Origin of the sequence: Bacillus sp. AFS053548 (assembly GCF_002575105.1) — a bacterium.
GTDB lineage: Bacteria > Bacillota > Bacilli > Bacillales > Bacillaceae_G > Gottfriedia.
Genome location: NZ_NUHI01000026.1, coordinates 280,348 through 305,209 on the forward strand (window position 1 = coordinate 280,348; position 24,862 = coordinate 305,209).

The window sequence follows — 24,862 nt, forward strand, 5'->3', positions numbered from 1 at the left end:
ATACTATCCTCTTCTTTGCAAAATAGCTTCTTTAGCTTCTTCAACATCATCAAAATGTGAAACATTTGTTCCTACAATCTGATATGTCTCATGACCTTTACCTGCAATAACAATAATATCATGTTTTTTTGCATTTTGGATCGCAAATGTTATAGCTTTTTTACGATCTTCTATTACCGTAATATTATTATGCTCTAATCCGCGTTTCATGTCTTCTAAAATTAAAGTAGGGTCTTCTGTTCTTGGGTTATCAGATGTAAAGATCGCTTTTGTAGAAAGATCCGCTGCAATCTTACCCATAAGTGGTCGTTTTGTTCGATCACGATCTCCACCACAACCAACAACAGTAAAAATATCATTTTTTGCAAATTGCTTAACAGTATTTAATACATTTTCTAAACTATCTGGTGTATGTGCATAGTCTACAATAATTGTAAAATCTTGCCCAGCATTAACGGCTTGGAAACGTCCCGGTACTCCTTCAATCGTCGCGACTGCGTCTAGGATTGTCTCCATTTCTATATTTAATGCGATTCCTGCACCAATTGCCGCTAACACATTATATACATTAAATGTTCCGATTAGATTCATTTCTACAATATATTGTTTATTTAAAAAATGTAATGAGAATCTAGTACCCGCATTCGTTAATTCAATTTCATCAGCAAACAAGTCAGCTTCTTTACTTAAACCATAAGTTATTAGATTTGCTTGTGTAAACTTCATATATTCTTCAGAAGCAGCATCATCATTATTTAGGATTGCAAATTTAGGTTTTTGAGTTGAGAAGCTATTACCTAATTGAGAGAATAATAAACCTTTAGCTTTTTTATATTCTTCCATCGTTCCATGATAATCTAAATGATCTTGTGATAGATTTGTAAAAACAGCTATATCATATTCACAGCCATGAACACGCCCTAAGTGTAATGCATGTGAAGAAACTTCCATAACTGCAGTATCGACATTTGCATCAACCATTTTTGCAAACATTGATTGTAAAGTTAAACTATCAGGAGTTGTATTTTTTGTTTCAAAAACCTCTTCTCCTATTTTCATACCAATTGTGCCGATGACACCTGTTTTTTTCTTATTATGTTTAACAATCTCTTCAATAATATATGAAGTAGTGGTCTTACCATTCGTACCAGTAATACCAACTAGGTTTAGTTTTTGCGTTGGGTTTTCATAAAAGGCATTACCAACAACAGCCATCGAACGATTTGTGTCTTTCACATAAGCTACTGGAACACTCGATTCAATTGGTTTTTGTGCAAGTATCGCTACTGCGCCTTTTTCAATCGCTTGATTTACGTACTTGTGGCCATCCACTGTATACCCTTCAATACAGATGAATAAATAACCTGGTTTTACATTTCTTGAATCCATTTCAACCCCAGTGATTTCCGGATTTTCAGATGGAAGATTCACTAAAGGCTTTAATCTTGATAGTAAAGTATGAAGTTTCATAGTAATTCCTTTCGTATTCACTAAATCATTTTTTATCTTTAGTTTTAGATTTAGTTTCTTCTTTCGTTCCTAAATAAATTCTTATTTTAGAACCTTCTTTTAGTTTAACACCTGCTTTTGGTGCTTGGTCAACGACAATATTTCCACTGCCACTATATTCAATAGTAAAAGTATCTAGCAAAGGTTGCAAATCTTTTTTCTCCAAACCAATTAAATTTGGCACTTCATATGTTGGTGTATCACCGTATATGAATTTTTTGGGGATTTGATTTTTTCTAGGTGGTACGCCTAAAACTTGCATACTATCACGAATAATATTCCCTACGATTGGAGCAGCTACAACTCCCCCAAATTGTACAGTACCTTTTGGATTATCAACTGCAATATAAACTACTATTTGAGGATCGTCAGCCGGTGCAAAACCTACAAACGAAACAATAAAGCTACTATCATCGTATCGCCCATCCTTTACTTTTTGCGCTGTTCCAGTTTTACCACCAACACGATACCCTTCCACAAATGCACCTTTACCAGTACCTTGTGCAACAACACTTTCTAGAGCTAATCGTACCTTTTTAGATGTATCTGGAGAAATAACTCGTCTTTTTGAAATTGGTGTTTTTCGACTTACTACTTCGTTTGTAACTGGATCTACAAACTCTTTAGCTATATAAGGTTGGTAAAGAATTCCTCCATTAATAGCAGCTGAAACTGCTGCAACTTGCTGAATTGGTGTTACTGATACACCTTGACCAAAAGCAGTTGTTGCTGCTTCAACTGGACCGACGCGATCCATGCTGAATAAAATCCCTGATCCTTCACCTTGTAAATCAATTCCTGTTTTTTTGCCGAAACCAAAATTACGAATATATTTAAATAAACGATCTTCTCCTAAGCGATTACCTAATTCTACAAAACCTGGGTTACATGAATTTTGAACTACTTCTAAGAATGTCTGAGAGCCATGTCCACCTCTTTTATGACAACGCAAACGAGCTCCAGCTACTTCAGCAGCCCCATCATCATAAAAATGGTCTTTATTCAAATCTACTAATCCCTCATTTAACGCAGCTGCTAGTGTAATAATCTTAAACGTTGAACCTGGCTCATAATTTGACCAAACAGGTAAATTTCGATTATATACTTCAGGCGAAACATTTTTAAAATTAGTAGGATCGAAGCTTGGACGACTGCTCATTGCAAGTATTTCTCCCGTATTTGGATTCATCGCAATTCCAATCATTGAATCAGGATTATATTGAGCAGTTGCATTATTCATTTCTCGTTCAAGAATTGTTTGTATTCGCGAATCGACAGTTAATTTTAAGTTTAAACCATTAATTGGCGGAATATAGTCATCTGCAATATTCGGCATTCTTTGACCCTTAGCATCTGAATAAAATTGTACACTACCTTTTTCACCACTTAATTGCTTATCATAATAAAGTTCTAATCCGTTTAAACCCTGATTATCGATTCCAGCAAAACCTAAAACATGAGAAAGATAGTCACCAAAAGGATAATATCTTTTAGAATCCTCTGCTATGTATACACCAGCTATGTTAAGATCTCGGATTTGTTTAGCTTTCTCATTTGTAATTTTTATACCTTCTGTTCGAATGTGTTCCATACTAGATCTTTTTGTTAAAATTTTATAAAGTTTTACTTCGGAGATTTTTAAAATTGGGGCAAGTTTTTCAGTCGCTTCCTTAGGATCTTTAATTTGCCTAGGAACGACTAATACAGATGGAGCACTTTTATTAGTAGCAAGAGCAACACCATTACGATCTAAAATTTCACCACGCTTTGGTTCAAATGGAATATCTCGACTCCACGAATTTTTCGCTCGCTCAGTTAAAAGATCACCCATAGCAAATTGTACATAACCAAGCCTCGTTGCAATAATAGAAAAAATTAATAAACCACCAATGAATACAAAAAATAATCGTTTTCGAACTGTTACATTAGATACTCGCATCGAAACGAACACTCCTCTACATTATGTTCGTTTCAATATATGCTTGTACCAAATACAATAGACCTTCTAGCTTTTTATTGTCCTAGAATGGTCTATTGTCATTTTTATTTAATTAAACTTATTTCAGCCATTTTACTCTTGTACATCTACTTTTACATCTTTTTCTTCGTCTGTCGCTCCATTAGGTTTATTTAATTCAATCGTTAAATAGTCATGATCCCGTAGCTCTGAATCTTCTTTAATACTCTGACTTGTAACAAATCCAGATCCCTTTGATGAGATATTTAGCTTGAATAATTTACCTAAACGGTTAACATCCGATTTTGACCAACCAATAATAGATGGCATGGTATTTGTTCCATTTGTCTTAAGATAAATATTTGTACCTCTGACAACTTGAGTTTTTGCCTTAATTGATTGACCAGTAACTTCTAACCCATTTCCTAATAATACAGGTTTCAATCCCTCAGATATAGCTAAAGATTTTGCTTCATCTAAAGTTAGACCTTTCAAATTCGGAATTTCTATACTTTCTTTATCGATTAATTTGTCTACTTTGGCATTTTCAACAGGCTCAACCTTCATATACTCTAATGCGCCCTTAGTCACAGTTCTAAAGATTTCAGAAACACCATCTGAACCGATCTCAGTCGCTTCAAGTTTTGGACGAAGCATCGCTACATAAACGACTAATTTTGGATTATCTGCAGGTGCCATACCGATAAATGAAAAAAGGTTTTGACCACGTCCTTTAAGATATTTCCCGTGATCGTCAACAACTTGGGCAGTACCAGTTTTACCAGCGACAGTATAACCATCAATTGCATAGTTATGCCCAGTACCATGTGGCGCAGTAATAACCGTTTCTAATAACGCTCTCTCTCTTTTTGCTGTTTCTTCTGATATTGGATTACCAGCAACCTGAGATTTATAGTCTTTAATAACTTTATTCGTATCATGAGCGACAATTTTATCTACAATATATGGCTTCATCATTTTTCCATTGTTAGCAATAGCACTTGCAGCTTGGATAATTTGAATTCCAGTTACTGTAGATCCTTGTCCAAAAGCAGTTGTTGTTTTTTCAAGTGGATAATTAAATACTAATTTACCACTTGATTCACCTGGAAGATTAATATTCGTTTTTTGTGTAAACCCAAAGTTTTTATAGTATTGTAAAAAGCGATCTGCACCTAATTTTTCATTAAGTAGTATCGAAATACCAACGTTTGAGGACCTTTGAATCCCTTCGTCAAAAGTAATTGAACCCCATCCGTTTCGATTCACGTCATGGACAGTGCCTCCACCTGGTACTTTATATCGACCTGATTGGAAATATTCATTTCCATTATAAACGCCTTCATTCATTGCAGCACCTAAAGTGAATATTTTCATCGTAGAACCTGCTTCAATTGCATATGAAATCGGGTCATTTGTATAGTTTGTAATGTCATGAATATTCGGATTGAAGCTAGGTCGATTACTCATTGCAACAATTTTACCGGTTTTTGGATCAGAAACGATTGCCATAATCTTTTCTGGCTCATATTTTTTTTCAACGCTAGTCATTGCATCTTCTAGTAAACTTTGAATCTTTGTATCTATTGTTAAATACACATCATCGCCATTATGTGGAGGAGTAACCTTCTCATTTTCATATGGTAAAATATTTCCTTTTCGATCACGTAAAAAACTTCTTTTTCCATCTTTTTCGGTTAACTCATTATTCAATGCTTTTTCTAATCCCATTTCTCCAATTAGGTCACCATTATCATTTACATTCGTATACCCTAACGTATGAGAAGCAAATACACCATTTGGATAGTATCGCTGCTGTGAAGGAGTAAAAACAATACCAGGTAGCTTTAATTTCTCAATTTGTTCTTTTGTGCTTTGAGAAATATTTCTTCCACCTGGTCCTAATTCAACTTGATATTTGGGTTTACCTAATTTCGCTAAAAGTTCCGATTCATCGATATCTAAAATTGATGATAATTCTCTAGCTGTTTTTTCTTTGTCTACTACATGCCTTTTCACTTTCGAGTTTTTAGAGGCTCTTGGATCTAGAACTGCCGACACGGTATATGCTGTCACCTCTTCCGCAAGTGGAACGCCATGTGAATCATAGATTGTTCCTCTTTTTGCTGGAATTTTTTGAGATGTATTGTAATTTTCATCAGCATAAACTTTTAAATTTTTACCTTCAACTGTGTCTGATAATTGTATATAGCCGAGTCTAGCTACAAGTGATATAAAAAGGAGTAAAGTACCTAGAAAAAACCAACGAATACCATAATTTGTGTATTTATTCTTTTTCTTACTCATATCACAATCTCCTACTTGCTAGTGTCGGTAAACTTTACATTATTACTATCAATATTTAAACCTAACTCTTTTGCTTTTTGCCATATGCGCTCATATGTGCTTAATTCATCAATCTTCATTTTAAGCTCAGAGTTATGCTGTTTTCCATTCGCTATTTCATTTTTCACATTTTGAATCTTTAAATTTGTATCATATATTGCCGCTTGAGTTTTAATGATTTTTGTACCCATAAAGAAGCATGCAAAAATAAATATTAAATAAAGTATTTTCTCAAAAGGTGTAATTTTTGATACTTTCTTTTGTTTTTTCTTGTTAGAAGGTCTTTGTTGTAAATCAGTAACTTGTTTTTGTTGAAGCTTTCTAGCCAAATTACTCATTATTTTCCCTCCTTATAATTTTTCTGCAACCCTTAACTTTGCAGATCTTGCTCGCTTATTAAATTCGACTTCTTCATCTGTTGGTAAAAGTGGCTTTCTTGTCACTAATTTTAACTTCGGCTTAAACTCATCTGGAATAATTGGTAAACCTGGTGGTAACGGCGGAAGTGAACTAGCTTCTTTAAAAATCGTTTTACAAATGCGATCCTCTAATGAATGGAATGTTATTACACTTATTCTTCCTTTTGGTTTTATTAAGGTAATTGCATCCTTTAGAGCTTCTTCAAATACACCTAGTTCATCATTTACAGCTATACGAATTGCTTGGAAAATTCTTTTAGCAGGATGTCCACCTGTTCTTCTTGCAGGTGCAGGTATTGCATCTTTAATGATTTCGACTAACTCAAAAGTTGTTTCAATCGGTTTCTTAGCTCTTAATTCTTCAATCCTTCTTGCAACTTGTTTAGAGAATTTCTCTTCTCCATATCGGAAAAATATTTTCACAAGCTGCTCATAAGGCCAGTCATTTACAACTTCATATGCTGATAATGTTTGTTCTTGATTCATACGCATATCAAGTGGTGCGTCTTGATGAAAACTAAATCCACGTTCAGCAACGTCTAATTGGGGCGAAGACACACCTAAGTCAAATAAGATTCCATCTACTTCATAAATGCCTAAATTATGAAGTTCTTCTTTTATATGCTTAAAATTACTTTTTACAATCGTTAATTGATTTTCATATTTATTCAATCGCTCTTTTGCATGTCTAATTGCTGTTTCATCTTGGTCAAAAGCGATTAATCTACCCTTTGACGAAAGTTGAGATAGTAAGTATTCACTATGACCTCCACCGCCAAGTGTACAATCTACATAAATGCCATCTTCCTTAATATCTAAAGAATCAACAGTTTCTTTTAATAAAACCGTAATATGTTCAAACATGATGCTTTCACTACTTTCAATTTGTTAATTTTTACAAGTCAAATCCGATTAAGTTTTCTGCTAACTCACCAAATGACTCTTCTGATTCATTCATATATGTATTCCAAGTTGTTAAATCCCAAATCTCAATTCGATTTGTAACACCAACTACTACACATTCTTTTTCTAATTTTGCATAACTGCGTAAGTTAGGTGTTATATTAATTCTCCCCATCTTATCCATCTCACATTCCATTGCCCCTGAGAAGAAAAAACGGGTAAATGCTCTCGCATCTTTTTTAGTTAGTGGTAGTGTGCGCAGTTTATCTTCAATTACACTCCATTCGGCCAATGAATAGCCAAATAAGCATTGATCCAAACCTCTTGTAACAATGAAGTTTTCACCAAGCTTGTCTCGAAATTTAGAAGGTATAATAAGACGTCCTTTTACATCGATATTATGTTGATATTCACCGATAAACATCCTATTCCCCCACTTTCTAACACAAACTTACCACATTCCCCCACTTCTTACCACCTTTTCTAAAAAATTCTTTAAAAAACAAAAAAATCCTGCTAACAGTGCAGCAGGATTTCATTTTTATTATAAAATTCAGCTTATTTCAATGTTTGTTTCTTATAAAAAACAACTATTCATATTAATAAAGGCAATATTTTGAATATCGGCTTAAATTTTTACAATTTGATGGGCGTAATCCCATGATAGGTTTAAATCACAAAGCTCATGAACAAAATCAAAACCATATTTATTAATATAGTAGAGAATATTTAGTGTTCGTTCCTGTGGTTTCCCATTAGGAGAAATTGAACAGATGATTCGATTCCACTTTTCAATTTGCTCTTCATTTTGCTTTAAAATTGTTTCTTCTATTTTTCGTTCTAAAAGTAGAATTTGTTCTTCTATCTTTAAATAATTCTTTATAGAAAAATCCTTTAAGTTAGGTGTTACTTTATTCGTTACATCATGAAGAGGTTTATGCAATTCTTCTAAAGATTTTTTAGCATGGCAAAACACTTCTTTATAGTCTAGTTTTACTTGGTCTTTAATCCATTTTACTTTCTTCTCTTCTAATGATGTTTTCAGCACATCATTAATATCTAATGAAAAATCTTCTAATGCTGATACAATATTTCTTTCAAAAATAGTAAACATATGTCTTAAAAACACAGGTGGCATTTGAAGGTTAAATAGATTAAAAATGTCCTTTAACTCAGCCCAATAAGCAATTTCACCAGGGCCACCGACAAATGCTAATGTAGGAAATAAATACTCCTGCATGACTGGTCTAGTAACGACATTATTGCTTAATAAGGCTGGCTGTTCATTAGCGATTTTGATCAACTCAAGTTTAGAGAATTGATAATTCTTATTTTTTGTTTGAAAAACATCTTCACTTTCAGAAACTTCAAGTAACTGTCTACCTTCATTACTATGGTAAAAAAGATGAATGCACTGTTCAGAAATTTGAAGTGTTTCGTGGTACCCAGATTTTATTAATCTGCTTTTCGTATCCTTTAAAACCCCTCTGACATTCTCTTGCTTTTGAATCATCTCATTAAATAAAGCTGATTCCAACTCACGGACATTCGGATCGTCGGCATCAATTAAGACAAGTCCCTCTTTTTTGAACAATTTAAAAATAATTTTCGCAAAAAAATCTACGTAAGTAGTAGATTGCTCAATCATCGAATATAGTTGTTCAAGTAAATCTTTCGAATAATTCGTTTCATCAAAAGTTTTAACGATTTTATCAATCCACTTTTTCATTTCCTGTTGATCTAATTCTGTTCTAGAAGCAGCATGGGAATAAGTCGTTTTTTGATAAAAGGTTTGTTTTTTTACTGTATTGTTCTCAATTGTATGGATATGGTTAATTTCATCTATATCATGGTCCTCGCCAGCAATCCAAAATACTGGGACAACTGTTAGACCATGATCCTTTTCATATTTCTTAGCCAATTGAATAATTGAAATAATTTTATGAATAGAATACAATGGGCCAGTTAATAAGCCAGCTTGTTGTCCACCAATTACAACAAATGAATCGTTATTAAGTAATTTTTTTACATTTTCTAATGATTCATTACTTGCATGATGCTTATGATGAAACTTCTCTAGTGCATTAACTAATCCTGTGCGATTATAAGAACGCTCCATTACATTTTTAATTCTATATTCCATTTCTTCCTTTACTAATGGATTTTCACCAAAGAAAGAAGAAATTACTTCATTTCCATTTACAAAATCATTCAGCAATTTATTTTGCCCGTCTAAATGGACTTTACTAATTTGCATTACGAACTTCCTCTCTCGCTCTTCAATTAAGCATTATACTCAGTTATTTTTAAAACTAAACCAGCCAACACGGTAATACAGTGAAGAATAATAAACAAAATACATGACATTCTCCAAAAACCTTTAAGTAGCTTAGTAAACCGAATATCTCTTTTTGCTTTCCATTGAAGAATAATACTAATAAATAAGATAACCAATAATAAATTAATTAATATCCAACCTGTTGCAGTCGGAAAAATCATATTTAAAACAAAATAAAATGAACTAATATATAGAATTGTAGATAAATCTAACGTAAAAAGCAAAAGTTTACGCTTGTTATTTTTAAAAAATAATTTTAAAAACATATAGATAAATATTGTTGAAAAAATCGGAAATTCAATTAATAGTGAAATAAAGAAAATGAAAAATTTTTCCAAAAAGAATTACCCCTTTTTCTTCTCAAGTCCTTTTATACTATTGTACACAAGTTCAATTGTCGGTACATTTATTTTTTTATTAATTGCCAATTTTTTAACAAACCCTAGCATACTTTCAATTTCTGTTTCTCTGCCGTGAAATAGATCTCGGTTCATTGATGAGTAGTTTTCTTTCGTTTTCTCACATATTTCTACTATTTTATCCCACTCTTTTTGGTTATTTAAATCTAGGATCGTTGCAACCTCATTAAATAATAATTTACAAATTGGTTTAAAATACTCATTAGTGATTAATTCACCATTTCGAACGTTCAATATAGACGTTAAAGGGTTAATAACACAATTTATTAAACACTTTTGTTTAAGTATATACTCCCAATCAACTTGGCTTTTAATTGGAAACTCAGCTGTATGTAAACTTGATAAACGATTTAAAACATCTATTTTCCCTTTTATTTGTCCAATTCGAATTATACCCTTACCAGTATGCGTTATTTCATTAGAAGAAGTTTTTAATGCGCCGTGTTCAACTATACCTATAAAGCAATTTGGAATGGGTAAATTTTTAACGATTTCAATATGAGACATTCCATTTTGAAGAAATAATATATTCTCACCCTCATATTGATTTAACGTGTTAACGATTTGATTTAAATGATATTGCTTAACACAAACAATTAATAGATCGAACGCGTCTATTTTAGGTAATAATTTTTTTGCTGTTATACACATTTGTTTCGTTTTTTCATCTACTGAAAGTATAACACCAAAGTTATTTATAAGATTTGCCTGTTCTTCTGTTCTCGTAAACAATGTAACATTATGTTTATTTTGATACAAATACGATGCTGTAAGAAGACCGACGGCACCACCACCAATTATGCCTATTTTCATTGATTTCTCCAATCGAAAAATTATTTTTCCACTATTATCTTTTTGATAATAAATTTACACCGAAACTATCTTTTTTTAAATTTAATTGTACGATATAATTATATTTAAAATATTAAAAATTTACATTCTTTTTAAGGGGGAGCTTTTTTGAACATCAAGATAGAACGTTTACAAATAAATTTTAAAACACTTGAACAATTTCAGCAATTTTCCGGTTACGGTTTACAAGAGCTATCAATGCTTGAAGATCTTGAATCAAATTTAATTGATAACGAGTTTCAATCTCCTTTCTATGGTATATACTTAGGCAAGGCACTTATTGCCAGAATGAGTTTATATACACATAGTGAAAATAATGAAGATTTAATTGAAATTAATAAAATGGAAGTTCTACCTTATTATCAAAAGAATGGGTACGGAAAAGAATTAGTAAATTTCGCTAAATCCTTTAAGAAAACAATTAAAACGATACCAAGAGCAAATTCAAATGAATTTTGGAAAAAACAAGGTTTCATTGAGGCAGATTCTGAATTTGTCATTTGGAAACCTGAAAATAAATAAAGACAAAAAACTCAACACCCCATTAGGAGATGTTGAGTTTTTTCATTTTATTTTACCTTCGTGTCATTTTTAGTACTAATATTTACTATTTTTCGTTTTTGATCTAAAAAATCAAATAAATTTTCATATTCACTTTGAAGCTCATTTAGTTTTTCAACTAATTGTTGTTTTTCAATTTTCAATTGTTCATTTTCTTGTTTATATTTTAATAGCTTTTTTTCTAAAGATTGAATATCTTTAATTCGTCCACTGGCATCAACTTTTAATCTCAAATATTCAAGGAATTTATATACTGACTCAAAGGTTATTTCGGAATGGCCTTTTTCTGTTGTACCCTCTTCGTGAATCTCATTCGTAATAATTTCCGAATCGTGCGTTGGTTCTTCCTCATTTGAGGGAACAGCTTGTTTTTTACTACTATTTTTTGCTTTTTCAATCTCTTCTTTGTAGAACTTTCTAACAAAAGAATTCCATCGGTAACCGCAAGCAGCAGCTGTCCTTGATAAGTTCTTTGCTACAACTTTAAATGCCATTAATTGAGTTGACCCTTCATTTATCGTTTTTAAAACTACTTCAGCTAAGTAGTTATCTTCATCTTTTGTCCATGCATCCTGGCGATTTGCAACCATTTGCAATCCCCTCCAATTTCTTATGCAATAAGCAGATTTTACTAATTCATATGCACAAAAAAATGAAGGTAGAAGATTACTTTTCCAATTTTTTTGTAAATTGTTCGATATTTTTTATGTGTTCATCTGAAAACCAAAGTGGCATAGCAGAAATAACTTCTTCTTCCATTCTTCTCTTAAGATTTTGCTCAGTCCATTTACGAATAAGTATTTTTTTATTTTGATGATGAATTTGTGCTGGAATACTTCTAGCTAAACTAATAAAGCTTTCATTATGTAAACCTGTTAAATCTTTTGATAGTTCATGAATAAAGCCGATCTTCTTAGCTTGAAATGCGGTGTAAATATTTGAGGATGATAGTAATGTAATCCAATCTTGATGACTCATTTTTTCTTGAAGTACGGTCCCTCCACCCCATGAGGTTGGGATTCCCATTCTCCCTTGAATAAATCCTATTTTTGCATTGTGACTCGCGTATCTAAAATCGAATGCACTTGCCAGTTCGCAACCGCCACCCAAAGCATAACCATTAATAAAACAGATTGTAATTTGAGGTAACATAGCTATTTGATAAATCACATCACACATTTTTAAATTAAAAGATTCCAATCCATTTAAATTATTTTTAAACTTTAAAATCGTGTTTAAATCTCCACCTGTACAAAAATATTTCATACCTTCCCCAGTTAATACAACTAGTTTACTTTGGGATTTCATTCGGATTTCTCGGATAATTTCAGAAAGTTTTTCTACAGTATTTTCATCAATGCAATTCCCGTAATTAGGCCTATTTAAAAATATATAATCAATTTCATCTCTTTGATAAGTAATTACTTCAGACATTGGAATCCCCCTCTCTTTACCTAGTTTCCTATTAGTTTTTATTATACTATACAGAAATTGAAATGGGCAGAGGTAAGAGGAAGCATGATTTTAGAGGAATCGATCATAGACAAAATACGTTTAAAGGCAAAAGGAAAAGCACATAGTTTCCTATGTGCTCATTCAAAGACTAGCTTATTTGCTAAGTACTTGTTTTCCTTTGTAGTGTCCGCATGATTTACATACGCGGTGTGCTAATGTTAATTCACTACAGTTTGGGCATTCAACCATTCCAGGTACCGCTAATTTAAAATGCGTACGACGCTTTCTTTTTACAGTTTTGGACGTTCTTCTTGCAGGTACTGCCATTGATCCCACCTCCTTAAAGTCAGTGTTTGTTATGAAGCCGGTTATCCGGTACTTCTCAATTATCTTGTTTGTCAAAAAATTTTGCTAAACCAGCAAGTCGAGGGTCAATTTTTTGCTCTACTTCGACATGTTCTTTAACTTCCCAATCTGTTCCTGACGTTGGAGCTGTTTCTTTCCCCTCAACATCCTCTGCAAAAACCTGCATTGGAATCTCGGCTAAGATACATTCCTCAATCACTGGGGTTAAGTCTAACACGTCACCCTCTAGGATGTGAAAATTCTCATCTTCACTTTTCCATTCAGATGTTGTAAAAAATGTTTCTGTTGTGGTAATCGACAAAGGATATTTTACATCAACTAATGTTCTTACACAAGGTAAAATTAAATATCCAGTTATTGTTAAATGAAACGTATAACGGTTCGTTCCAAAATCAACTCGTCCAGTAACTCGAATTGGAGAAACCTCTCGAATATCAGTATTACGTTCCTTTATTTGACTTACATCAATTGTCTCATCTAAATTTAAACCTTTATGTCTTAATTTCTGCAACTGGTGCACTGACCATTTCATAAATAAACCACCTCAAGGCAACAATGAAAATTATATATTCTTTATAATCACTTGTCAATATTTTTTCTTTACACTTCCGAAAAGCGGAGGCGACTGTTCTGCTCCGACAAGCATAAGACGATTTTTGGCTAAGATTTGCACTTTAATCTTAGACGAAAATTGACTTATGACCTCGAGGAGCTAGGAGCCAGAGCTAGACATCTTTTCTGCTTCTTTTCTTAGATATCTCCATTCAGCTGAAGAAGTGGCGCTCTTTCCACTTCGAAGATTAATGGAATATTACCGAAGAGCTAGCTTGTGGACCTAGACATCAAACATACTTCTTTGATTGAATTCCCAACAAACATAACACGATCTTCAGCTAAGATTTGCACTTTAATCTTAGACGAAAATTGACTTATGACCTCGAGGAGATAGGAGCCGGAGCTAGACATCTTTTCTGCTTCTTTTCTTAGATATCTCCATTCAGCTGAATAAGTGGCGCTCTTTCCAGTTCGAAGATTAATGGAATATTACCGAAGAGCTAGCTTGTGGACCTAGACATCATACATACTTCTTTGACTGAATTCCCGATAACCATAAGACGAAAAATCACTAAAAGTTTTAGACTTGGTTACTAGCTTTCCCCTTAAACCCTTGACCTTGCTTCTTATATGTAACCTATCTAATATATTATTTTCCACAATAAAATTCAATACAATTCACACTAGGTTGCGAATTATTTCTCAAAACTGGTATTCTTATTGTATAAATTCGTGAAATTAGTAAATATTGGAGGTGCATTTCTCTGCGTTCGGTTGGAGTAGTAGTAGAGTATAACCCATTACATAATGGTCATGTTTTTCATTTAACTAGTTCTAAAAAAAGTACAAATGCTGATGTTGTTATTGCGGTAATGAGTGGTCAATTTTTACAAAGAGGCGAGCCCGCAGTGGTTCCAAAGCACGTACGAACAAAGTTGGCTTTACAAGCAGGTGCAGATCTTGTTATTGAATTACCTTATAGCTATTCGACTCAACACGCTAGCATCTTTGCCAAAGGAGCTATTTCAATTCTTGATTCTCTAAAATGTGATTATGTTTGTTTTGGAAGTGAAGAAGGTAAAATTGAGACATTTTACGAGTTAATCAAACAAAAGAAGCAGCATACTTCTTCAATCAATACAAGTATCCGTACTTTTCTTGATGAAGGACTAAGCTATCCCGCTGCATATAGCACTGCTTTACAAAAAAATCTTGAATCATCAAAGCTAGATGTATCACTTCCAAATAATATTTTAGGAATACATTATTTAGAAGCTATTGAACATTTTGATAGTCGAATTGAAGGTAGAACGATTCAGCGAATAGCTGCAAATTATCATGATGAAGAAACCAATCATCATAGTATCGCTAGCGCTACAGCAATTAGAAAAATTCTAAAAGGTGACAATCAATCGATTTCTGACTTTGTTCCAAGCTTTACTAGAGATTCAATTGAAGAATACATAAACGAGTATGGTGCTCTTCATTCTTGGAATGAATATTTACCATTTTTGAAATATAAATTAATGACTTCAACTAAAGAAGAACTTGAAGAAATTTACGAAGCTGTCGAGGGTTTAGAAAGAAGAGTATTACATTCTGTATTAAACTGTCTTAATTTTGAAGAGTTAATGACATCTATAAAAACAAAGAGATATACTTGGACTCGAATTCAAAGATTGTTAACACATATCTTAACAAATACATCAAAAAAGGAAATGTCAGCAATATTAGAGAAAGATCGCGTTCCTTATATTCGTTTACTTGGAATGAGTTCAATGGGAAAAACTTATTTAAATAGCAAAAAAAAATTAATTGAATTACCAATTTACACGACTATTAATCAGCAAAATCAAAAAGAACTAAGAACTGATTTGAAAGCAACCCATACTTATGCTTCGATGCTTTCATTAGACAATCAACAAAAATTAATAAAAACCGAATATTCATTGTATCCAATTATTTATGATGAAAAAAGTAATCAATTTAGTAGATCTTAAGTAATTTCAACTAACTATTATAAACTCAAAAATGGCAGGTTTAGGGATTTCCCCTATATCCTGCCATTTTTATCATGCACCTATTCTAATCAAATTATTTTTTTGTCTTTAATTTTTCAAGATAATTGATTGCTTGGTTATATGTATCAATTGGTATTATTTTCATTTTCAAGTCATGTTTTTTCGCACTTTTTACAGCTTCATTATAATTAGAATTCTTTTTCCCGTTCTCATTTGGTGCAAAGAAAATCTCTGCCCCCGAATCAGACGCTGCAATAATTTTTTGAGATATACCACCAATCGGACCAACGACTCCATCTTTATCAATTGTTCCAGTTCCAGCTATTTCATGACCTTTTGCTAAACTTTCGTCTTTTAATTGATCATAAATTTCTAGAGCAAACATCAGGCCCGCAGAAGGTCCACCGATCTCTTCTGAATTTATTTTAACTTTTGGATTTGTAGTTAGATCTAAATTTTCTGCTATAGAAACACCTATTCCAGCACGATTCGGTTCGTCTTTAAAAGCTTCTGTTTTAATATTAAAGTATTTAATTTTCCCATTTCTACTTACTTCTAAATTAAAATTAGTACCAGGTTTTCTAATTTTTACAGTATTAGTAAAATCATTTATCGTACGAATTTCTTTCCCGTCGATTTTAGTGATAATGTCACCTAGCATTAATACGTTATGGGCTGGCATATCCTTTAAAACAGATACGACTACTATTCCGTTTTCCGTCACTTTATAAGATTTTTTAGCCTGCTTATATGCGTTTAAAATCGCAGCTTGCTTTGATTCTTCCATATACCTTAATTGGCGGAACTGATAATCCTCATCACTTTCACCTTTTACTTTTATTTCATCTATCTTGTATAGATGGTAATTGTCATTAATTTTCGTACCAATATATGAATAGACATTTGCCTTACCCATTGCTACGGTCGTTAGCATAAATTCACCTTTATCTTTTTTTGCACCTTCAACTTTTACATATGGTCTTAAAGGCTCGGCTAAGCCTGGTTTTGTAACATAGTATGGTAATGGAATGAAATATAAAAGAATTAGCGTAATACCAAGTACTAATAGTACATTAAGAATTCTGATCCTTTTTATCACTATTTTTCTCCTTCCATTGCTCAATCTTTTCAAGAATCTCAGGTATTAATTTTTCTGTAGCTTCTTCACCTATTTTGATAATATTTTCAAGGTCAGTAAAGTTTCTAGAATTAACATGGTCTAATTTAGGTCTAATCATAACATTCGAAGCAATTTCTCTATTTCTAACGAGCTCATGCTGCATTATTTCAATACTTTGCATAATCACGTCATAGATCGTCGAAACTTCACCACTAACTTGAATCGGTGAAGCATCTACTCCAATAATAAAATCCGCCCCCATCTCCTTTACAACTGAAACTGGGATACGATCGATGACTCCACCATCAACCAAAAGCCTTCCATTCCATGTTTCTGGTACAAAAATTCCCGGAATTGAAATACTCCCTCGGACTGCAGTAGCAATATCTCCCTTTTGAAATACAATTTTTTCTCCTGTTAATAAATCTGTAGCGATTACCGACACTGGCAAATCTAATTCTTCGAGCTTTCTACCAAATGAAAGTACTTTTATTAACTCTTTAACCCTGTTCCCAGAAATCAAACCCATTTTTGGAACAACATAGTCAATATAGTATTTAGATTGAAATACTTTTGCAATTTTATATAGACGATCTACATCTGCACCAGCACCGTATAAAACAGCAACTAAAGCACCTATACTACTGCCTGCAATCAGATCTATAGGAATATTATGCTTTTTTAAAACGGAAATTACACCAACATGTGCAAATCCCCGTGCACCTCCTGAACCTAATGCTAAACCAATTTTCGGTTCCAAGTTGTTTCCCCTCCAATTAAACTCTTTGGTCTAAAATTGAACTCTGGCAACGTATATTTAATTGTACAAGTTTTTTTTATACATATATTACTATCTTATTTCCTACATATTGGTCTTACTACAATTAGACAAAAATCTATATGTTTTTTAAGTTTATCTTTGGAGGTTTATATGTGAAAAGAAATCACTTCATTACCTTACTAATTTTTTTATTACTCATATTTCTTACATCAACAATTATTTTGCATCCAGAGGTAGCATTTAAAGGGTCAATAAGAGGGTTAAATATGTGGTGGGGAATCGTATTTCCTTCGCTCCTTCCTTTTTTCATTTTAAGTGAACTTCTAATTTGCTTTGGAATTGTTCAATTTATTGGTGTATTTTTAGAGCCAGTTATGAGACCTTTATTTAGAGTTCCGGGAGTTGGGGCGTTTGTTTGGGCTATGGGAATGGCATCAGGATTTCCTTCAGGTGCAAAACTTTCTGCAAAATTATATAAAGATGGGGAATTAACAAAATTAGAAGCTGAACGACTTAATTCATTTACAAATTCATCTAATCCATTGTTTATTTTTGTTGCAATATCTGTTGGTTTTTTTCACAACCCAAAAGTTGGGCTCGTACTTGCACTCAGTCATTATTTATCTAACGCTATTGTAGGCCTCATTATGAGGTTTTATGGAAGAAACCAACCTAACTACTCTCGTAAAGAAAGAATTCATTCTAACCGCTTTAAATACGCTTTTAAAGTTATGCATGAAAAAAGATTAAGTGAAAGAAGACCGATTGGAAAAATATTAGGGGACGCAATAGCTTCTTCCGTACAGACATTATTAATGATTGGTGGATTTATTATCGTTTTTTCTGTACTTAATATGCTTTTAATTGAAATTGGATTTATATCTAATGTTGGAAAAATAATTGCATTTTGCTTTTCAAATTTAAATGTTAATCACAATTTATCTACGCCTTTTTTATCTGGATTATTTGAAATTACTTTAGGATCTAAATTAGTCAGTGAACTAGGCAATAGTACTTTATTGCAGCAAGTGGCTTTAACTAGCTTTATTTTAGGATTTGGTGGTTTTTCAATACAAGCCCAGGTAGCAAGTATTATTTCTGAAGTGAAATTAAGTATTAAACCCTATTTAATCGGTCGTTTATTACAATCTGGAATTGCACCTATTTTGGCAATTATCTTTTGGAAGCCACTCTATCTTAATCAGTTAACTTCTAATGCTACTAATACTTTACCTGTTATAAAGATTTTTACAGAGAAACAGTTAAACCTCGAATCATTGATTTCAACAGGTTCTTTTATAACCTTAATTTCTCTTTACATTTATGTAATCATCTTAATTTATAAACTGTATATAAAAAAGTTATCTTCTTAAACATTTTTATAATAAAAAAAGAAACCCTAGTTTTAAACAAACTTGAGGTTTCTTTTATGCTGTCTACTCATTAATAAATTATATATAAATACTTAAGCTTACATTAAACTTGAGGTTTCAAAAATTTTTCTGTTAATGCGCTATTTACACAATCTGGTACTAAGTCTTTTACATTCCCACCATATTTTGCGACTTCTTTTACAATTGAAGAACTTAGGAATGAATATTGATTATTTGTCATAACAAAAAACGTGTCAATTTCATCTACTAATTTTTTGTTCATTGCTGTAATTTGCATTTCATATTCAAAGTCTGATACTGCTCTTAGGCCTCTTAATATTGCAGAAGCGTTAATTTTTTTCGCATAATCCATTAATAGACCACTAAATGAATCAACGCGTACATTTGGAATTGTACTCGTAGCTTCCGTAATTAATTCTATTCTTTCTTCTAAAGTAAATAAAGAATTTTTGGCTGAGTTATTTAATACGACAACAATTACCTCATCAAACACTCTAGCTCCACGTTTAATAATATCTAAATGCCCTAAAGTAATTGGATCAAAACTTCCAGGACAAACAGCAATACGTTTCATCTTGTACCCCCTAAAAATTACTCCATACAAATATGATACACTGATACGCCACAAATTCCATATTTTTCTGCTTTTGTTCGTACAAATTTCCCTATTTTTTCAGGTAATTCGACATCTGTAGCATGCTCTACTAAAATTGTTCCATCAGATCCAAGTAGATTTTTTTCATCAAAAGTTTCAATTAATGATACGATTTGTTGCTTTTTATAAGGAGGATCTAAAATAATTAAATCAAATTGGATCTCTCTTTTAATAATCGCTTTAACAGCTCTCTCAGCGTCATTTCGATATACTTCAGCACAATCAGTTAGATTACAAGTTGCTAAGTTTTCTTTAATCGTCTTTATCGCCTTCATTTCACGATCTACAATAATCGCTTTTTCAATCCCTCTACTTAAAGCCTCAATAGATAGTCCACCACTACCACCGAATAAATCTAATACAATACCACCTTCAAAGTAAGGCCCAATTATATTAAACATTGCTTCTTTTACTTTATCGGTTGTCGGTCTAGTACTCATACCAGGTACTGCCTTTAAACTTAATCCTTTATTTTTTCCTGACACTACTCTCATTTAATTTACACCTACTATATATTTCAATTTACGAAAATATCCTATCATAATTTCACTAAAACAAAAACATTTATTTCCATATTCTTCTACTAATGTATAAAATCATCCACTTTGGAAATAATTAATTTTAACAACATCTCAGTTGATGTTGTTGCCAACCGCGGAGAAGACTTACGTTTCCCCATAAGTTCTTCCTCCGGTTTCTCCTCTCCCTTTGCCTTCTTTTAAGTGATTACACTTTAATAAGAGGGGCCCTGCAAATGCGGGGTTTTTTTTTATGCTATTATCCTGTAGAATAAATGTTGCATTTATTACCATACTTTGTTTTTAAATACTCGTAAAGTATTTACGTTTTAAGGGGGAACACTCATGATTCAACGCATGATTGAAATTGGAGAAGGATACTCAGATTTATATGAACTTTTTGAAATTGCTAATTCGCAAATAGATAGAGTTAAATTTTTACTTAAATTAACATCTGAAAATAAAGGCTCAAACTGCTGTTCTTTTGCTGTTATCTTAAGCCCTACTTCTATTGGCGAATTTCAGCCAATATATTATTGTAGAGAAGGAATTACATTAAAAGAAGATTCAGTTACAAAACGTGAAATGTTGTTTGAAGAATTAGCTACAACTTTAAACAAAGAAATCATCACATTACAAATTAGACACTCAAGCTCATTCCATGAAAATGATTTATTCCACCAATATATTATCGGAATTTTACGCTTAAATCACTTAATTCCACCGATGAAATAATTAGAGATGGTAATAGAATTAATTATTTTCTAATCTTTCTCATAAAATAAAATAAAAGAAAATCAGGGATAGTTTTTTCTATCCCCTACTTCTCAACCATACCACAAGAAAAACGATTGAACGGTTTTTAATTCAGATCGGTTACCCCTTCTAAATTAATGATCCATTCAATCGTTTTTAATCTACTTGATAATCATATTCCTTTGCTTCGTCTGGTTTTGCATTCTCGTACTCAGTCTTAATAAAAGGTTTATATGACAATTCAATTCGTTTCACAAAATGAAATTTTTTCAATCTCTCTATTGTTCGATCTATATCATCCATATTGCAATATAGGACTACGTATTTCAAACGTTTAGAGACAAAGTGAATATTTCCAAATTTACGTAACATTTTTGCTTGTTTTAATGATTGTAAATAAATAATAATACCTTGTCTTTGCACGAACATAGTTTTCTCCTTTAAAAATCCGTTAGAAATAGAATATCATATCCCAAATTTCTTTTGCAACGAAACTTTCATAAATAGTTTTTAGAAAGGATTGAAAATTATGTTAGATGATGTTTGGGAGCAATTTTTTAACTGTATTTCAAATTATAAACAAATTAATCTATTTTCAAACAAACAAATTTGCGGTGCCAATTTTCTATATATTCAGACAGACCATCAACAGACCGAAGAAGCGATCAAAAAACTACTGATTGATTGCTCTAGAACCATTACTGAACAGTTTAAGCTAATTTACCGAGTTGAATTTATTCGTAATGAAAATAATAATTTTGTATTTAGACATCGATTTTACGTTCCGAATAAAAAAATGTTTTGTTGTGGAAATAATTGCGCTAACTGTACTAGGTTCAGAAAATGAATTTTATTATAAAAAGACTCATTACTAAATAATGAGCCTTTCAATATGATTTATTACCTCGTTTTACATCCACACTTACCACCTGTGCCACATCCACCAGTACTACATCCTCCACCTGTATTGACGAAGAATGGATTACCAGCTGGAACTTTTACAGAAGGCGAAACAGCTTGAGCAATTAAATAGCTAGTCTCATCTAAAAGTAATTGGACCTGATCTTCCGCTTGCTTAAAAGCAGCGATTGTATCGTTTAATTGAAGTTCTCTTTTAACTTCACTCATTTTTTTACGAATTTCTTTATAATCTGGATGATATTTTCCAAATCGCTGAACATCCTCATATAAATCCTTCGTCTTCATAAAACGGCTAATAATTTCTTGCGCAGTTTTATCATTATTTAATGCAATATATGAAGTTCGATACTGATCTGCAACATCCGATTGCACGATCATTGAAGCAAGTTCTTCTGAGACTGTTATAAGTTGCAAGGTTTCCATTGTTGCATACATTTCCTTACACCTCCAAGAATAAACTATATCACATTTGATTCCGTAAATAAAAGAACTTGTCCTAAGCTTTTATGTGATCAGAAATATTAAATTCATTTATCTTCCATTTACCATCTTTTAATTCAATAAAATTTGCACAAGCATTATTTAATTTTGTCCTAAAATTAACTTTCTCAGGATCAATCGCATGTAGAATTGCTTTAATCGTATGAGAATGTGCAACAATTACAATTCGTTTACCTTCATAATTTTGAGCAATGTCTTTTAACGCACTAAAAGCTCGATCAATTAATTCTTCATTTGTTTCCATTCCTTCTACATTATTATTATAAATGTTTTCATGAACATCTAAAATAGGTTTTCCACTTGCCTCACCAAATTCTCTTTCTAGAAATCGTTCATCCTCTATAATTTCATCAATTTTAGAAAAATCTGCAATTGCCTGTGCAGTTTGTCGCGCCCTAACTAATGGACTTGTAATAACCCGATCCCACTTTTGATCACTTAAAAACAATGCACTATCATTCGCCTGTTGTTTACCTATCTTATTTAAAGGAATATCTTCTCTTCCTTGAATTATATTGTTAAAATTCCAATCAGTTTGTCCATGTCTTACTAAACAAATTTCTGTCATAACTACTACTCCTTTTTAAAACTTGCTTTCTTCATTGTAGCAAAAAGCTATGACAGAATGAACTATTATACTTTTTTAATCTTCATTTGATTCAGTATCAGAGGATTCACTACTAGTACTTTGTTGATCCTTTAATACATGGAACATGTCAATCATAAACGATGCCATTTGAACTTGATTTGACAATTTATCAACTCGTTGTGGAATAGTTTTACCAAAAAACTCAAGGGAAGCCAGTCTAAACTCATCAGTAAGCTCAGGATTTCTAGAAAGTTTACGATACCATTTTGGTTGTTGTCTTAAAAACTTCAAATAATCTTCTTCACTCTGAAGAAATTCCAAAACATCTTTTCTCACTTTAGATCTCCTCAATCCTGTCTAAAATTAAATTGTTGTGCCGCTGGCTTTTCTTCTCTTTGATTAGTTGAAGTAGCTGGAGATTTAAATTGTGATATGAGCTGTTGAATATTCGTTAAAGTAGAGTTTACATTTGTTAAATGGCCTTGTATTTGATCTGGATCTAAATTTTTCACAAAAGAAATGACTTTTCCAACATACCCTTCTTCTGATTGTTCCGTTTTGGCAGTTTTCTTTTGAGACTTTGTATTATTTTCATTTCTGTATTCATCCCACATTTCATGGTCTTCACCTTTGTAATACCAATCTTCAAAATATTGTTGCCATGTTTTTTTACCCGTTTTTACTTCCTCACGAAGTTTTGGGTGTTCCATAACGAATTGCCTAAATTGTTCGATAGATGGACGATTATTTTCACTTCCCATTCATATCACTCCAATTAAAAGCATTTACTACAAAAGTATGTCTTTCGAATAATTTTGTGCTTGTATGGAAATAAAAAAATCAAGCACAAACTTTCGCTTTTGCTTGATTTCGCCATTATTTTATAAAATTTTGGGTGTAATATTTATTAAAAGCTCCAACACCAAGTGTGGTATATTCTTTTTTATACATATTTACTCGGTGACCTTTACTATTAATCCATCCGTATACAGATGCTATACCATCTACATAATTAGCAGAAATATTTTCGCCAGCGATTCTGTATGGAACATTTGCATCATTTAAACGATCAGCTAGACTACCATATAAATTAGAATAGTGATCAAAATATTTATTTTGGACCATATCTTTACTATGTCCTAAAGCTACTTTGGCAGCATCAGCATTCCAATTTAAAGTACTTAAATTCATTCTTTTACGATAAACATTCGTTAAGTTAAATATCTGTCTCTCTTCTTCACGATCAACAATTGCTTCTTGTAATGTATTTAATTTTTTTGCATTTATTAAATTTCCACTATAAATTAGCTCGTACGGTTTTTGTTTAACTAAAGTTTCTGGAGATAAATATCGAACACCTAATAAACTTCCAGTAAAACGGTCAAAATAAAGTTGTGCAAAGCAATTATTTAATGAAACAAGTGGACGTTCGTGTAAATCAGTTGTCGATAATTTAAATGTGTATTGATTACTTAATATCGAAAAAGAGACTTTATCATGTAATGCTACATTATCCATTGTTTCTTCATAGTGGCTCCCCATCACAAATGGGGTTATATCAACTCTATTACCAGCAACAAAAACTGTTACAACTTTGCCATTAAGTACACCAAATTGAGTATACTTTGTAGCATCCTTATCATAAACAAGCCAATCGTAGTCATATTGAGAAGGAACCTTTCTTGACGGCTTACCAAAGGTTTTTAAAATTTCTTGTTCACTTTTACCAATATACTGAGAAACGGAGTATGTAACTTTTTCAGTACTTGCATTTTCGATCATTGGCATATTCACTTCTTCTACTTTTTGATATTGTTTAAATGATGAAATATTGGTGATCCAATCTTTTATAAGAGGACTGAACATAAAAACTGTTATAAAACTTATTGTAAAAAAGAAAAGTTTTATAAGCTTTTCCATTTAGAT

General features: G+C 32.2%; 27 protein-coding genes. 4 read left to right on the plus strand and 23 right to left on the minus strand.

The window, feature by feature from the left end:
• Positions 1-3: 3 nt before the first annotated feature.
• From CN946_RS14765 to CN946_RS14805, 9 genes are all read right to left on the minus strand, one after another.
• Complete coding sequence (locus CN946_RS14765) at positions 4-1,470, minus strand: UDP-N-acetylmuramoyl-L-alanyl-D-glutamate--2,6-diaminopimelate ligase (protein ID WP_098861863.1); 1,467 nt, start codon at positions 1,468-1,470, stop codon at positions 4-6.
• A 25-nt stretch (positions 1,471-1,495) separates the two neighbouring features.
• Positions 1,496-3,448 carry a stage V sporulation protein D gene (locus CN946_RS14770; protein ID WP_098861864.1) on the minus strand — a complete coding sequence of 651 codons (1,953 nt, stop codon included), beginning with the start codon at positions 3,446-3,448 and terminating at the stop codon, positions 1,496-1,498.
• A gap of 132 nt (positions 3,449-3,580) precedes the next feature.
• Positions 3,581-5,773, minus strand: coding sequence for a penicillin-binding protein (locus tag CN946_RS14775; RefSeq protein WP_098861865.1), 2,193 nt, complete (start codon positions 5,771-5,773; stop codon positions 3,581-3,583).
• Positions 5,774-5,784: 11 nt separating this feature from the next.
• A complete protein-coding gene (ftsL, locus tag CN946_RS14780; protein ID WP_098861866.1) occupies positions 5,785-6,150 on the minus strand; it encodes a cell division protein FtsL in 366 nt (121 codons plus the stop codon).
• Between the two features lie 12 nt (positions 6,151-6,162).
• Positions 6,163-7,095: a 16S rRNA (cytosine(1402)-N(4))-methyltransferase RsmH gene (gene rsmH / locus CN946_RS14785; protein ID WP_056471111.1), complete on the minus strand. Its 933-nt coding sequence runs from the start codon at positions 7,093-7,095 to the stop codon at positions 6,163-6,165.
• A gap of 31 nt (positions 7,096-7,126) precedes the next feature.
• On the minus strand, positions 7,127-7,558 hold the full coding sequence (gene mraZ, locus CN946_RS14790; RefSeq protein WP_098427056.1) for a division/cell wall cluster transcriptional repressor MraZ: 432 nt from the start codon (positions 7,556-7,558) through the stop codon (positions 7,127-7,129).
• 204 nt (positions 7,559-7,762) lie between these two features.
• A complete protein-coding gene (bshC, locus tag CN946_RS14795) occupies positions 7,763-9,391 on the minus strand; it encodes a bacillithiol biosynthesis cysteine-adding enzyme BshC (protein WP_098861867.1) in 1,629 nt (542 codons plus the stop codon).
• A gap of 26 nt (positions 9,392-9,417) precedes the next feature.
• Entirely contained in the window at positions 9,418-9,810 is a 393-nt protein-coding gene (locus tag CN946_RS14800) for a DUF3397 family protein (RefSeq protein WP_056471117.1), read from the minus strand.
• Between the two features lie 6 nt (positions 9,811-9,816).
• Entirely contained in the window at positions 9,817-10,704 is an 888-nt protein-coding gene (locus CN946_RS14805; RefSeq protein WP_098861868.1) for a 2-dehydropantoate 2-reductase, read from the minus strand.
• Positions 10,705-10,851: 147 nt separating this feature from the next.
• Here CN946_RS14805 and CN946_RS14810 point away from each other — a divergent pair, with 147 nt between their 5' ends.
• The gene (locus tag CN946_RS14810; protein ID WP_286133936.1) at positions 10,852-11,265 is read left to right on the plus strand and encodes a GNAT family N-acetyltransferase; all 414 of its coding nucleotides are present in this window, start codon (positions 10,852-10,854) and stop codon (positions 11,263-11,265) included.
• Between the two features lie 47 nt (positions 11,266-11,312).
• Here the strand turns inward: CN946_RS14810 and CN946_RS14815 are convergent, their stop codons facing one another.
• From CN946_RS14815 to CN946_RS14830, 4 genes are all read right to left on the minus strand, one after another.
• A complete protein-coding gene (locus CN946_RS14815) occupies positions 11,313-11,894 on the minus strand; it encodes an RsfA family transcriptional regulator (protein ID WP_098861869.1) in 582 nt (193 codons plus the stop codon).
• Between the two features lie 76 nt (positions 11,895-11,970).
• Positions 11,971-12,738: an enoyl-CoA hydratase/isomerase family protein gene (locus CN946_RS14820; protein ID WP_098861870.1), complete on the minus strand. Its 768-nt coding sequence runs from the start codon at positions 12,736-12,738 to the stop codon at positions 11,971-11,973.
• Positions 12,739-12,912: 174 nt separating this feature from the next.
• Complete coding sequence (rpmF, locus tag CN946_RS14825) at positions 12,913-13,086, minus strand: 50S ribosomal protein L32 (RefSeq protein WP_025672195.1); 174 nt, start codon at positions 13,084-13,086, stop codon at positions 12,913-12,915.
• Positions 13,087-13,141: 55 nt separating this feature from the next.
• The gene (locus CN946_RS14830; protein WP_098861871.1) at positions 13,142-13,657 is read right to left on the minus strand and encodes a YceD family protein; all 516 of its coding nucleotides are present in this window, start codon (positions 13,655-13,657) and stop codon (positions 13,142-13,144) included.
• Positions 13,658-14,444: 787 nt separating this feature from the next.
• Between CN946_RS14830 and CN946_RS14835 the strand changes: the two genes are divergently transcribed.
• The gene (locus tag CN946_RS14835) at positions 14,445-15,680 is read left to right on the plus strand and encodes a nucleotidyltransferase (protein WP_286133949.1); all 1,236 of its coding nucleotides are present in this window, start codon (positions 14,445-14,447) and stop codon (positions 15,678-15,680) included.
• A gap of 94 nt (positions 15,681-15,774) precedes the next feature.
• On the opposite strand, the gene CN946_RS14840 is transcribed toward CN946_RS14835, so the two are convergent.
• Both CN946_RS14840 and CN946_RS14845 read right to left on the minus strand, forming a co-directional pair.
• On the minus strand, positions 15,775-16,800 hold the full coding sequence (locus tag CN946_RS14840) for a SepM family pheromone-processing serine protease (protein ID WP_098861873.1): 1,026 nt from the start codon (positions 16,798-16,800) through the stop codon (positions 15,775-15,777).
• Entirely contained in the window at positions 16,775-17,581 is an 807-nt protein-coding gene (locus tag CN946_RS14845) for a patatin-like phospholipase family protein (RefSeq protein WP_098861874.1), read from the minus strand. The genes CN946_RS14840 and CN946_RS14845 overlap by 26 nt, the downstream gene beginning before the upstream one ends.
• A 140-nt stretch (positions 17,582-17,721) precedes the next feature.
• On the opposite strand from CN946_RS14845, the gene ylbJ reads away from it, so the two are divergent.
• Positions 17,722-18,975 (plus strand): sporulation integral membrane protein YlbJ, encoded by a 1,254-nt coding sequence (ylbJ, locus tag CN946_RS14850; protein ID WP_098861875.1) that lies wholly within the window; start codon positions 17,722-17,724, stop codon positions 18,973-18,975.
• A gap of 103 nt (positions 18,976-19,078) precedes the next feature.
• Here the strand turns inward: ylbJ and coaD are convergent, their stop codons facing one another.
• Positions 19,079-19,570: a pantetheine-phosphate adenylyltransferase gene (gene coaD, locus CN946_RS14855; protein WP_098861876.1), complete on the minus strand. Its 492-nt coding sequence runs from the start codon at positions 19,568-19,570 to the stop codon at positions 19,079-19,081.
• A 17-nt stretch (positions 19,571-19,587) separates the two neighbouring features.
• Positions 19,588-20,145, minus strand: a complete 558-nt coding sequence (rsmD, locus tag CN946_RS14860; RefSeq protein ID WP_098861877.1) for a 16S rRNA (guanine(966)-N(2))-methyltransferase RsmD — start codon at positions 20,143-20,145, stop codon at positions 19,588-19,590.
• A gap of 369 nt (positions 20,146-20,514) precedes the next feature.
• On the opposite strand from rsmD, the gene CN946_RS14865 reads away from it, so the two are divergent.
• Entirely contained in the window at positions 20,515-20,904 is a 390-nt protein-coding gene (locus CN946_RS14865; RefSeq protein WP_098861878.1) for a DUF7147 family protein, read from the plus strand.
• 177 nt (positions 20,905-21,081) lie between these two features.
• On the opposite strand, the gene CN946_RS14870 is transcribed toward CN946_RS14865, so the two are convergent.
• The 6 genes from CN946_RS14870 to CN946_RS14900 form a co-directional block, all read right to left on the minus strand.
• Positions 21,082-21,354 (minus strand): YlbG family protein, encoded by a 273-nt coding sequence (locus CN946_RS14870; RefSeq protein WP_056468449.1) that lies wholly within the window; start codon positions 21,352-21,354, stop codon positions 21,082-21,084.
• A 471-nt stretch (positions 21,355-21,825) separates the two neighbouring features.
• Positions 21,826-22,281, minus strand: a complete 456-nt coding sequence (locus CN946_RS14880; RefSeq protein WP_056468453.1) for a YlbF/YmcA family competence regulator — start codon at positions 22,279-22,281, stop codon at positions 21,826-21,828.
• A gap of 61 nt (positions 22,282-22,342) precedes the next feature.
• On the minus strand, positions 22,343-22,915 hold the full coding sequence (locus tag CN946_RS14885) for a histidine phosphatase family protein (RefSeq protein WP_098861880.1): 573 nt from the start codon (positions 22,913-22,915) through the stop codon (positions 22,343-22,345).
• Positions 22,916-22,990: 75 nt separating this feature from the next.
• Positions 22,991-23,272, minus strand: a complete 282-nt coding sequence (locus CN946_RS14890) for a YlbE-like family protein (protein ID WP_069035578.1) — start codon at positions 23,270-23,272, stop codon at positions 22,991-22,993.
• A gap of 11 nt (positions 23,273-23,283) precedes the next feature.
• Positions 23,284-23,697 (minus strand): YlbD family protein, encoded by a 414-nt coding sequence (locus CN946_RS14895; protein ID WP_098861881.1) that lies wholly within the window; start codon positions 23,695-23,697, stop codon positions 23,284-23,286.
• 115 nt (positions 23,698-23,812) lie between these two features.
• Complete coding sequence (locus CN946_RS14900) at positions 23,813-24,856, minus strand: CAP domain-containing protein (RefSeq protein WP_098861882.1); 1,044 nt, start codon at positions 24,854-24,856, stop codon at positions 23,813-23,815.
• Between the last annotated feature and the right edge of the window lie 6 nt (positions 24,857-24,862).

Bases quoted from the DNA above. Each gene is read 5' to 3' on its own strand.
- rpmF (WP_025672195.1), bottom strand. From the start codon at position 13,086: ATGGCAGTACCTGCAAGAAGAACGTCCAAAACTGTAAAAAGAAAGCGT.
- rsmH (WP_056471111.1), bottom strand. From the start codon at position 7,095: ATGTTTGAACATATTACGGTTTTATTAAAAGAAACTGTTGATTCTTTA.
- CN946_RS14820 (WP_098861870.1), bottom strand. From the start codon at position 12,738: ATGTCTGAAGTAATTACTTATCAAAGAGATGAAATTGATTATATATTT.
- mraZ (WP_098427056.1), bottom strand. From the start codon at position 7,558: ATGTTTATCGGTGAATATCAACATAATATCGATGTAAAAGGACGTCTT.
- CN946_RS14900 (WP_098861882.1), bottom strand. From the start codon at position 24,856: ATGGAAAAGCTTATAAAACTTTTCTTTTTTACAATAAGTTTTATAACA.
- CN946_RS14815 (WP_098861869.1), bottom strand. From the start codon at position 11,894: ATGGTTGCAAATCGCCAGGATGCATGGACAAAAGATGAAGATAACTAC.
- CN946_RS14805 (WP_098861868.1), bottom strand. From the start codon at position 10,704: ATGAAAATAGGCATAATTGGTGGTGGTGCCGTCGGTCTTCTTACAGCA.
- coaD (WP_098861876.1), bottom strand. From the start codon at position 19,570: ATGAAACGTATTGCTGTTTGTCCTGGAAGTTTTGATCCAATTACTTTA.
- CN946_RS14880 (WP_056468453.1), bottom strand. From the start codon at position 22,281: ATGTATGCAACAATGGAAACCTTGCAACTTATAACAGTCTCAGAAGAA.
- CN946_RS14885 (WP_098861880.1), bottom strand. From the start codon at position 22,915: ATGACAGAAATTTGTTTAGTAAGACATGGACAAACTGATTGGAATTTT.
- CN946_RS14830 (WP_098861871.1), bottom strand. From the start codon at position 13,657: ATGAAATGGTCAGTGCACCAGTTGCAGAAATTAAGACATAAAGGTTTA.
- ftsL (WP_098861866.1), bottom strand. From the start codon at position 6,150: ATGAGTAATTTGGCTAGAAAGCTTCAACAAAAACAAGTTACTGATTTA.
- CN946_RS14765 (WP_098861863.1), bottom strand. From the start codon at position 1,470: ATGAAACTTCATACTTTACTATCAAGATTAAAGCCTTTAGTGAATCTT.
- bshC (WP_098861867.1), bottom strand. From the start codon at position 9,391: ATGCAAATTAGTAAAGTCCATTTAGACGGGCAAAATAAATTGCTGAAT.
- rsmD (WP_098861877.1), bottom strand. From the start codon at position 20,145: ATGAGAGTAGTGTCAGGAAAAAATAAAGGATTAAGTTTAAAGGCAGTA.
- CN946_RS14895 (WP_098861881.1), bottom strand. From the start codon at position 23,697: ATGGGAAGTGAAAATAATCGTCCATCTATCGAACAATTTAGGCAATTC.
- CN946_RS14775 (WP_098861865.1), bottom strand. From the start codon at position 5,773: ATGAGTAAGAAAAAGAATAAATACACAAATTATGGTATTCGTTGGTTT.
- CN946_RS14865 (WP_098861878.1), top strand. From the start codon at position 20,515: ATGATTCAACGCATGATTGAAATTGGAGAAGGATACTCAGATTTATAT.
- CN946_RS14770 (WP_098861864.1), bottom strand. From the start codon at position 3,448: ATGCGAGTATCTAATGTAACAGTTCGAAAACGATTATTTTTTGTATTC.
- CN946_RS14870 (WP_056468449.1), bottom strand. From the start codon at position 21,354: ATGTTCGTGCAAAGACAAGGTATTATTATTTATTTACAATCATTAAAA.
- ylbJ (WP_098861875.1), top strand. From the start codon at position 17,722: ATGTTTTTTAAGTTTATCTTTGGAGGTTTATATGTGAAAAGAAATCAC.